Genomic DNA, 9,319 nt, shown 5'->3' with positions numbered 1-9,319 from the left:
CAGCCACCCCCATCCTCATCCCGACCCTCACCCCGAAAGGAGCCGACTCCGTGAGCGAGCCGGACGCCCCCCTGCTGGACTACGCACTCATCAGCGAGCCGTTCCCCCTGTACGCGGCCACCGGTACCGACGACCCCGCGACCGCCCTGCACCTGGTGGTGTCCAACGGCGGCGGCGACACCGTCTACTGCCGGGAGATCGTGTTCTCCCTGCCCGAGGGCGATCTCGCCAAGAGCCTGGTCGAGGCCGACGCGGGCGACGGCAACGCCGGGGAGAACTGGACGGTGGCGAGGCTGGAGGCCGGTACGCAGACCCTCCTGCCGCAGGGCGACTACGCCCACTTCGTGGCCAAGCCGCCCCAGGACGGCGCGCCGGTCGACGTCTCGGGCATCACCGTCACCCTGGAGAACCTCAAGATCAGCCGCCACCCCGGCACAGCCCGCATCGAGATCCGCGAGGTCGCCACCACGGACACGAGCACGTGGCCGGACAACCCGCGCTTCACCACGCTGCCGATCACGAAGTTCCCGGCACCGAAGATCCCGGTCCAGGCGATCTGCGACTTCAGGGCGGACAAGCTGGAGGTGGAGGCGGGCGGCGCGGTCCGCCTCATGTGGAGCGGCCCGAAGACGCTGGAATACACGGTCTCCTACGGTGGCCAGGACCACAAGGTCAACGACCTGGAATGGCACGTCGACGCGATCGACCGGGACACGACGTTCCAGCTCTCGTACACCGTCGGGGGCACCACCACGCACTACCTGACGACCACGGTCACGGTGAAGAACCCGAAGCTGACGGGGCTGACGGTGGACGGTGACGTCACGGTCACCGGTGCCACGGGCGTTCAGGGGCTGACGGTGGGCGGGGACCTGACGGCGAACGGCAACGTCACCGCCGTCACCGGCGACAAGATCTTCCGCATCCGGGAGCTGCGCGGACCTCTCGGAGAGAACCTCAACGTCAACAGCACCATCAGTGTGCTGAAGGACAACTCTGTCAACATCGCAGGCGATACGACGATGAACGGAGCTCTGACGGTGGGCGGGGACCTGACGGCGAACGGCAACGTCACCGCCGTCACCGGCAACAAGATCTTCCGCATCCGGGACCTGCGAGGCCCCTACGGGGAGAACCTCGGCGTCGACAGCACAGTCGAGGTCAAGCCCGGCAATGACATCACTCGCGGAGGCAATAGCGTCTTCGCCAATGGCGATGCTGTGAATCTGAGGAATGACGCAACCGGAGGAAACATATACACCTCAGATGCCACAGAGCACTACGACGCCTACGCGGTTTACACGGAAACGGGCGGGCACCGTCGGGACAAGTGGTACTTGAACCACGGCTGAGCAGCTTCAGGCAATTCCCTGGCGATTTCCGCAGGGCGGAGGCCGCTCTCGCAGGGATGCGAGGGCGGCCTTTCCGGCGTCGCGGCGGAAAACCCCGGCGGGGCGACGGGCGCGCCGAGAGGCGACTCGCGGCGTCCCGCCGCCCGTTCGCCGTCCACAGGTGGCGAAGGGCGGCGGTACGGGATACGGATGCCCTACGGCTGCCCCTCCCGCTCCGGAACCCGAAGGAGGCCCCCGTGGCTCCGCTGTCCGCCGCCGGTCCGCTGTGGCGATGAGCGCGGCCCGGTCCTGGGCCGGGCACGACAGCTGGCTGCTGGCGCTGGTCCTGCTGTCCGTCGTCGTGGTCGTCCTGCTCATCGGCTGGCTGAAGGTCCACGCGTTCCTCGCCCTCATGGTGGGGTCCCTGGCCGTCTCGCTGTCGGCGGGGCAGCCCGCGCAGAAGGCCATCGGCTCGTTCACCACCGGGTTCGGGCGCACAGCGGGCTCGGTCGGTGTGCTCATCCTGCTCGGCGCGATCCTGGGCAGGATGCTGGCCGACTCCGGGGGCATCCGGCAGATCGTCGGCACCCTGACACGCGCGGTGGGGCCGAGGGGCCTGCCCTGGGCGCTCACGCTCGTCGCGGCGCTGGTGGGCCTGCCGGTGTTCTTCGAGGCGGGCTTCGTGATGCTGATGCCGCTGGTGCTGCAACTGGCCCGACAGGCCGGCTACCCGGTGCTCCGCGTCGGCCTCCCGGTCGTGGCCGGGCTGGCCACGGTGCACGCGCTGGTCCCTCCCCACCCCGGGCCGCTGGTCGCGATCGAGGCCGTGCACGCCTCGATCGGGCTGACCATGGTCTACGGCCTGGTCGTCGCCGTCCCCACGGCCGTCGTCGCGGGGCCGCTGTTCACCGCCTTCGCCTGGCACCGCGTCCCGGCCCGGGTCCCCGAGGCCACCACGGCCGCCTTCACCACGGCCGCCCGGGGGACCGAGGAGGGCGGCGAGACAGCCGCGCGCAGGCTGCCGAGCTTCCCGGTCACCCTCGCCACCATCCTGCTGCCGGTCGCGCTGATGCTCCTCAAGGCCGTCTTCGACAGCGTCTCCGTCCCCCACGGCGCGCTGTACGCCGCCGTGGAGTTCCTCGGCTCGCCGGTGATCGCGCTGCTCGTGACGGTCTTCGTGTCCCTCTTCACCTTCGGGTACACCCTCGGCGCGGACCGGCGCGGCGTCCAGGCGTCGCTGGCCCGGAGCTTCCCGCCGGTCGCCGGGGTGCTGGTGGTCGTCGGCGCGGGCGGCGGCTACTCGCAGGCGCTGCAGGACGCGGGCATCGACCACGCCATCGCTCTGGCCGCCCACGACCTGCGCCTCTCCCTGATCCTGCTCGCCTGGCTGGTGGCCGCGCTGATGCGGGTGGCCGTCGGCTCCGGCACGGCGGCCACGGTCACCGCGGCCGGGATCGTCGGCCCGGTCGCCACCGGCCTGACGCCCTCCCAGGCCGCCCTGCTCGCACTGGCCCTGGGCTCCGGCTCGGCTTTCCTCGGGCACGTCAACGACGCCGGATTCTGGATGTTCAAGGAGTACCTCGGGCTGTCGGTCGGCGGCACGCTCAGGACGTGGACGGTGCTGCACACGCTGCTCTCCCTCACCTCCCTCGCGGGCATCCTGGTGCTGGACGCCCTGGTGTGACCGGCCCGGAGCCCGCGCCCCCCTGCGTCCGTCCAGGCCGCGGGCGGACGGTGCCCGGGAGCCCCCGGCGGTGCTGCGCAACGTGACCGGTGGCGCCCCGACGGATGCCAGAAGACGCTTCCGCCTACCTGTGCCATGTGGTACCCAGAGAACTCCCCCAAGCTTCTGCTGCCAGGCCTGGACGCTCCCCTTTCGCCCCGGCGATATAGCGGATTCGGCTACTACGACTCTGGCCAGGCTCACCTCCTCCTGCTTCAGCCATCAGAATCGACTGCCCCTACTTCCACTTCCCTGGCTTGCAGAAACACCGGCAGGAAAGCAAGGGAGTCCATGAACCGGAGCCATCACCAGCACGCTTATAAGTTCCCGAAACACAAAGCCGCCGGGATGCCGCCGCCTGACAGCGGGGCAGCATCCCAGCGGATCTGAAGGGGCTCAGGCCGGGCGGACACTCTCGACGGAGAGCCGGGTCAGTCACGTCATCTGTGCGGCGAAGGCCTCGTACGCCCGCTCGTCGAAGAGGACGAAGCGGACCTCCTCCACGTTCGTTTCCGCTGCCCGCACCGTCTCCACCGCGATGCGCGCCGCGTCCTCCACCGGCCAGCGGTAGACGCCCGTCGAGATCGCCGGGAACGCCACCGTCCTCGCACCCAGCTCGTCCGCGACCCGCAGTGACTCCCGGTGGCAGGACGCCAGCAGCGCCGAGCGGTCCTCCTCCTGGGAGTACACCGGGCCCACGGTGTGGATGACCCAGTGGGCCGACAGGCGGCCTGCCGTGGTGGATACGGCCTGGCCGGTCCGCAGGCCCTTGCCGTAGTGCCCGGCGCGCAATTCGCGGCAGGCCGCGAGGATGTCCGGGCCGCCCGCGCGGTGGATGGCGCCGTCCACGCCACCGCCGCCGAGCAGCGAGGAGTTGGCAGCGTTGACGATGGCGTCGACGTGCTGGTGCGTGATGTCGCCCTGGACGCAGGTGATGGTGATCATGCGGGTCATTCTCCAGGGTGCGCCGGGGCGGCGTGTCGGCAGGGCCGGGAGTGCGGCCTTCCGCCTCCGGTCGCCCTCGACCTGCGCTCATGAACGCCCGTCAGCCCGCGCCGAAGAGCTTCCCTTCCCGCTCCCCTCCCCTCTTCCCTCTCCGGTGAACAGCCTGTCCAGGTGCCGGTCGACAGCGGTGAGCACGCCCTGAGGGGTGATCACGTCCAGTTCGAGCAGGGTCGTGAAGCCGGTGAGGGCGAGGAGCAGGTCGGTCTCGGTCACCGGGTCACGGTCGGGGGCGATGTGCCCGTCGGCGATCGCCTGGCGGACCAGTTGCTCGACCAGGGCGCGCCCTTGCAGGAGTCCGCCGCGGGCCCGCGCGTGAACGTTCTCGTCGTGCAGGGCCTCGAGGACGTAGGCGGCGCTCATCCGGCTGGTCGCGCGGGCGTCGGCGTGCAGGGGGAGCATTTCCGTGAGCATCAGCCGGAGCACGTCGCGGGGGTGCGGCCGGTCGCCGAGTTCCCTCAGGCCCCGGTCGACGCGCAGCGCGGTCTGCTCGGCGGCGAAGTCCATGGCGAAGGTGAGCATCGCCTCCCGGGAGGCGAAGTAGTGCTGCAGCTGCCCCAGGGAGATGCCCGCCTCCTGCGCGACCTCACGCATCGTCAGCTGTGTGACGCCGCGCTGCTCCACCACGCGCCACAGCGCGCGGGCGATCACTTCGCGGCGTTCCCGGTGGTCGACCTGTTTCGGCATCGTCGGCTGCTCCGCCCCTCTTTCCAATACAGTTGACATAATACACCTGACCTATAACGCTGAGGGCACCTACGGAGGCAAGGAGACGACGACATGTCCGAACAGCCGAAGGCATTGGGAGCACCGAGGGCACGTACCGCGGAGGGCGTGGTCGAGGGCCGTTGGCGGCAGGGGCACGCGGAGTTCCGCGGCATCCCCTACGCGCAGGCGCCGGTGGGAGCGCTCCGGTTCGCCGCGCCCGTCCGGCCTCATCCCTGGGACGGGATACGGCGGACGGTGGAGTTCGGCCCCGTGCCCCCGGGGTCCGGGCCGACTCCCGCGGGCCCGGCGGCCGAGAACACGGCGGACGAGAGTACGGACTGGCTGACGCTCAACGTCTCCACCCCCGATCCGGGCGCGGCGGGGCTGCCGGTGCTGGTGTGGATTCCCGGCGGCGCCTACATGACGGCGGACGCCGGCGACCCGATGTACGACCCGACGGCACTGACCGCGGCGGGACTCGTCGTGGTGAGCGTCAACTACCGTACGGGCGCCGAGGGCTTCGCCCTCCTGGAGGGCGCCCCGGCCAACCGCGGCTTCCTCGACCAGATCGCGGCACTGCACTGGGTGCGACGGAACATCGCCGCCTTCGGCGGGGACCCCGGCCAGGTCACCGTGGCCGGGCAGTCGGCCGGGGCGGGGTCGGTCGCCGCCCTGCTGACCATGAAGCCGGTACGCGGGCTGTTCCGACGGGCCATCACCCACTCGGTGCCGGGCTGGCACAGCACCCGCGCGCTGGCGGAACAGGTCGCCGCCACGCTCGCCGGGCGGCTCGGCGCGGCACCCACGGCCGCGGCGCTCTCCGCCGTCGCCCCGCAGCGTCTGGCCGACGAGCTCACCGCCCTCACCATCGACCTCCCCGCCCACGGCGGGAGCTGGGGACGGCTCTCCCAGGCCGGTATCGCCGTGTGTCCCGTCGTCGACGGCGACGTCCTCCCGGAGACGCCCTGGCCCGCGCTGGCAGGTGGCCGCGCGGACGGGGTCGAGCTCCTCGTCGGCCACACCCGCGACGAGTTCCGGCTGTTCAGCGTCATGACGGGGCGGCTGGGCACCTTCACCGAGCAGGACGCCCGCACCGCTCTGGACACGTTCGCCCCGGGGCCGGACGGTGCCGGCGCCTACCGCGCCGCCCTCCCGACGGCCACCCCGGAGGAACTGGTCGAGACGGTGTACTCGGACGCGACCTTCCGGATGCCGTCCCTTCTGCTGGCCGAGGCCAACACCGCGGGCGGGGGCACCTCGTTCCTGTTCGAGCTGCGCCTGGCCTCTCCGGCGATGGGCGGGGTCCTGGGTGCCTGCCACAGTCTCGACGTCCCTCTGGTCTTCGGCACCCTCGACAGTCCCAACGGCCGGGGTCTCCTCGGCGACCCGGCCGCGCCCGAGGCCGTCGCGGTGTCGCGAGAACTCCGGCAGGCATGGGTCCGCTTCGCTACCACCGGCGACCCCGGATGGGCCGCCTACCGTCCCGACCAGCGGCTCACCCGCGTCCTGGACACCGTGTCGCAGACCCTGCCCTACCCGGAGCAGGGCTCCCGCCGGATCTGGGAGGGCCACGCCCCGGCCCCGTTCGACCTCGCGTAGGCCGGGCTCCGGGTACGTCCCGGGTACGTCCCGTACGAGCCGGTGTCCGCGTGTCCGTGTGGGCTCAGGCGCGCTCAGGCGGCTCCACCGGCGCGATCGAGCTGGATCAGGTCCCAGCGGTTCCCGTACAGGTCCCGGAAGACGGCCACCGTGCCGTACTGCTCGTGCCGGGGCGTCTCCTCGAAGACGACCCCGGCCGCCCGCATCCGCTCGTAGTCACGGTCGAACGCGTCGGTATGGAGGAACCAGCCGACCCGCCCGCCGGTCTGGTCCCCGACGCGGGCCGCCTGTTCGCCCGCCGCGGCCCTGGCCAGGAGCACGGCCGTCTCCCGGGCCCCGGGCGGTGCCACGACCACCCATCGCTTCCCGCCGTCGAGCGGGGTGTCCTCCAGGAGCTCGAAGCCGAGGGCGTCGCGATAGAAGGCGACGGCCTCGTCATAGTCGCGTACGACAACAGTCACCAGTCCGAGATGCGGCATCCCGCGATCTTGCCTGCGAGGCGAACGAAACGCTACCCGTCCGACGGGAACTCCGGACGTCGCCGACTCCCCTCTCTCCACCCACCGGTACATCGAAGGGTGTAGCGCGCTTTCATCACCGCCTACGAGGACCGGCGTCCCGCGCGCCGTGACGATGAAGGAAAACCGACGACTCCGAGGGGAAACCGATGACGGACACCGTGCGGTCCGCCGTGCCTTCGTCGCGACCGGTGGGCGGCCCCGACGGCCACGACCGCCACGACAGCCACGGCGCGGCCACCGGCCCGGCGGGGCGGATTCCGTTGCTCGACCTGCTGCGCGGTACGGCGATCCTGGGCACGCTGATGACCAACGTCTGGCTCTTCACCGGCCCGGGGGCGGAGTGGGGCGTCCTCTCCGGCAGCGAGGGCGCTTCACTGCACGGCCTGCTCACCGAGCCCTCCTGGTCTTCGGCGGTCGAGAGCGTCTTCCGCTTCCTCGCCGACGGCAAGTTCCTGTCCATGCTGACCATGCTGTTCAGCGTGGGGCTGGCCATCCAGTACGGTTCCGCCGCCAGGCGCGGACAGCCGTGGCCGGGGCGATACAAGTGGCGGGCGCTGTTCCTCTTCGCCGAGGGAACCGTCCACTTCGTCCTGGTCTTCGCCTGGGACGTGCTCATGGGCTACGCGGTCACCGCGCTCGTGGTGGCCTGGCTGCTCAGCAGGACGGAACGGTTCCGGCATCGGGTGATGTGGGCCGCGGCGGGTTTCCATCTCGCGATGATGGTCCTCCTCACGCTGGTCGTCGCCGCCACGGAGCCGGGCGGCGGCGGGGAGGGGACCGACAGCAAGGTCGTCGAGCTCTACGCCCACGGCGGCTACCTCGACATCGTGACGTTCCGTCTGCAGAACGCGATCGTGCTGCGCATGGAGCCGGTCCTGTCCTTCGGGCTGCTGCTCTTCCTCTTCCTGCTGGGGGTACGGCTGTACCGCGCGGGGGCGTTCGCCCCGGACGCCACGGGACGGCGCATCCGCACGCGCATGCTCGCCTGGGGCCTGGGCGTCGGGCTGCCGCTCAACGCGGCGGCGTCCCTGGGCGACTTCTTCCTGCTGAGCCGGTACGTGGCCGCACCCGTGGTGGCCATCGGCCTCATCGGCCTGATCGGCACGCTGGCGGACCGGCTGCACGGCACCGCACGGCGCCCCGGCGTCCTGTCACGAGGGCTGACGACCGGCCTGACCTCCGTGGGCCGCATGGCGCTGACGTGCTACGTCGCCCAGAACGTGCTCTGCGTACTGGCCTCCTACGGCATCGGCCTGGGCCTGGCGAGCCGCCTCGGGCACACCGGGCCGTGGTGGGTGATCGGGCTGTGGGCGACGGTGTGCGCCGTCCTCATGACGGGATCGACGCTGTGGCTGCGGAAGTTCACCGCCGGACCGCTCGAATCCCTGCAGAAGCGGGTGCTCCAGAGGTGACGCCACATCACTGGGAGAGCGGGGGAACACCCACCCCGGTTTCCGGCGGTACGACGCTCTCCCGATGAAAAATCCCCTGAATCCCCTGATCTCCACCATGTGATCGCTGTGGCGGGAGTCAGGCGGGAGTTAATGTGTGGGAGGCCGTCCCCCCACGTGTCGGCGGCGCCTTCCGCGTACCCGTCGCGACGAGCACGGACGCCGGGCGCCGGACGCGGCTCGACGCATCCGCCCGTACCGACCGTGGAGTTCGCCTTGCCCGAGCGCACCATGTCCCGTCCCGCGTTCCGCCACCGCCGCCTCGCCGCGGCGGGCGGTCTCCTCCTCGCCGCCGCGCTCACGCTCACGGGCTGCACGGGGGACGACAAGACCTCGACGGGCTCGGCCGCGTCGCCGTCCGCCACCACGACGGCCATACCTTCGCCGACGCCCACGGACAGCCCGTCGCCTTCCGCGTCTCCCGCGCACCGGCCGTCGTCAAAGGCCCCGGCCCCCGCGAAGGCCGCGCCGACACCCGACCCGGACGGCGACGCCGCCGCCGCGCCCGCCCCGAAGCGCACCCACGGCAGCACCACCGGGTCCTCCCGGAGCGCGGCCTGCGAAATCCTCTCCAACGCCGGGAACTGCTACGAGGCAGGACAGTTCTGCCGCACCCGCGACGTGGGATCCAGCACCCACGACGCCCATGGACGGCTCATCACCTGCGGCACGGGCAGTGGCCGCCCGCGCTGGCACCATTAGGCAGACCCGTCCGCGTTCACCGGCTTCTTGCGAGGAGGCCCCGGTGTTCACGCCGGGGAGGAATCGTATCCGGGTGTTGTGACGCGGAGCGTCGCCGCATCGGGTTCAGGACGCGGAGCGTCCGTACCGCCGCCAGGCACTGCCGGGGTGATGTGAACGCGTGTGCTTGTGGTCGCTGTTTGGGGTGGTGGCTGCGGGATCGGGGTACGGGTGTGCGCTGGTCGTGCGTATGGTCTTTCGGGGGGCGGGGATGTCACGGCTCCCGGCCGGGAGATGGTGGAG

Annotated in this window: 8 protein-coding genes; 5 read left to right on the top strand and 3 right to left on the bottom strand. The window is 71.3% G+C overall.

Annotated elements, in window-relative coordinates; translation table 11 throughout:
- Together K6I34_RS24305 and K6I34_RS24300 are read left to right on the top strand one after the other, a co-directional pair.
- Positions 1 to 1,352 (top strand): hypothetical protein (locus tag K6I34_RS24305; RefSeq protein WP_229328466.1); only part of this gene is annotated, 1,352 nt, incomplete at its 5' end.
- 271 nt (positions 1,353 to 1,623) lie between these two features.
- A complete protein-coding gene (locus K6I34_RS24300) occupies positions 1,624 to 3,015 on the top strand; it encodes a gluconate:H+ symporter (protein WP_229328465.1) in 1,392 nt (463 codons plus the stop codon).
- Positions 3,016 to 3,489: 474 nt separating this feature from the next.
- Here the strand turns inward: K6I34_RS24300 and K6I34_RS24295 are convergent, their stop codons facing one another.
- Together K6I34_RS24295 and K6I34_RS24290 are read right to left on the bottom strand one after the other, a co-directional pair.
- Complete coding sequence (locus K6I34_RS24295; RefSeq protein WP_229328464.1) at positions 3,490 to 3,999, bottom strand: O-acetyl-ADP-ribose deacetylase; 510 nt, start codon at positions 3,997 to 3,999, stop codon at positions 3,490 to 3,492.
- 87 nt (positions 4,000 to 4,086) lie between these two features.
- Positions 4,087 to 4,743 carry a TetR/AcrR family transcriptional regulator gene (locus K6I34_RS24290; RefSeq protein WP_229328463.1) on the bottom strand — a complete coding sequence of 219 codons (657 nt, stop codon included), beginning with the start codon at positions 4,741 to 4,743 and terminating at the stop codon, positions 4,087 to 4,089.
- A gap of 93 nt (positions 4,744 to 4,836) precedes the next feature.
- Here K6I34_RS24290 and K6I34_RS24285 point away from each other — a divergent pair, with 93 nt between their 5' ends.
- Positions 4,837 to 6,363: a carboxylesterase/lipase family protein gene (locus tag K6I34_RS24285; protein WP_229328462.1), complete on the top strand. Its 1,527-nt coding sequence runs from the start codon at positions 4,837 to 4,839 to the stop codon at positions 6,361 to 6,363.
- Between the two features lie 74 nt (positions 6,364 to 6,437).
- Here K6I34_RS24285 and K6I34_RS24280 read toward each other — a convergent pair whose 3' ends face one another.
- Positions 6,438 to 6,842 (bottom strand): VOC family protein, encoded by a 405-nt coding sequence (locus K6I34_RS24280; RefSeq protein WP_229328461.1) that lies wholly within the window; start codon positions 6,840 to 6,842, stop codon positions 6,438 to 6,440.
- 188 nt (positions 6,843 to 7,030) lie between these two features.
- Between K6I34_RS24280 and K6I34_RS24275 the strand changes: the two genes are divergently transcribed.
- Positions 7,031 to 8,296 (top strand): DUF418 domain-containing protein, encoded by a 1,266-nt coding sequence (locus K6I34_RS24275; protein ID WP_229328460.1) that lies wholly within the window; start codon positions 7,031 to 7,033, stop codon positions 8,294 to 8,296.
- Between the two features lie 255 nt (positions 8,297 to 8,551).
- On the top strand, positions 8,552 to 9,037 hold the full coding sequence (locus tag K6I34_RS38390; protein ID WP_275127140.1) for a hypothetical protein: 486 nt from the start codon (positions 8,552 to 8,554) through the stop codon (positions 9,035 to 9,037).
- Positions 9,038 to 9,319 lie beyond the last annotated feature (282 nt).

Origin of the sequence: Streptomyces sp. UNOC14_S4, from assembly GCF_020740835.1 — a bacterium.
GTDB lineage: Bacteria > Actinomycetota > Actinomycetes > Streptomycetales > Streptomycetaceae > Streptomyces.
The sequence above is the reverse complement of the archived record's forward strand: the minus strand, read 5'-3'. Positions and strand labels throughout refer to the sequence as shown.

Excerpts from the sequence above, each read along its gene's own strand:
- K6I34_RS24300 (WP_229328465.1), top strand. The coding sequence starts at position 1,624 with ATGAGCGCGGCCCGGTCCTGGGCCGGGCACGACAGCTGGCTGCTGGCG.
- K6I34_RS24295 (WP_229328464.1), bottom strand. The coding sequence starts at position 3,999 with ATGATCACCATCACCTGCGTCCAGGGCGACATCACGCACCAGCACGTC.
- K6I34_RS24290 (WP_229328463.1), bottom strand. The coding sequence starts at position 4,743 with ATGCCGAAACAGGTCGACCACCGGGAACGCCGCGAAGTGATCGCCCGC.
- K6I34_RS24285 (WP_229328462.1), top strand. The coding sequence starts at position 4,837 with ATGTCCGAACAGCCGAAGGCATTGGGAGCACCGAGGGCACGTACCGCG.
- K6I34_RS24280 (WP_229328461.1), bottom strand. The coding sequence starts at position 6,842 with ATGCCGCATCTCGGACTGGTGACTGTTGTCGTACGCGACTATGACGAG.
- K6I34_RS24275 (WP_229328460.1), top strand. The coding sequence starts at position 7,031 with ATGACGGACACCGTGCGGTCCGCCGTGCCTTCGTCGCGACCGGTGGGC.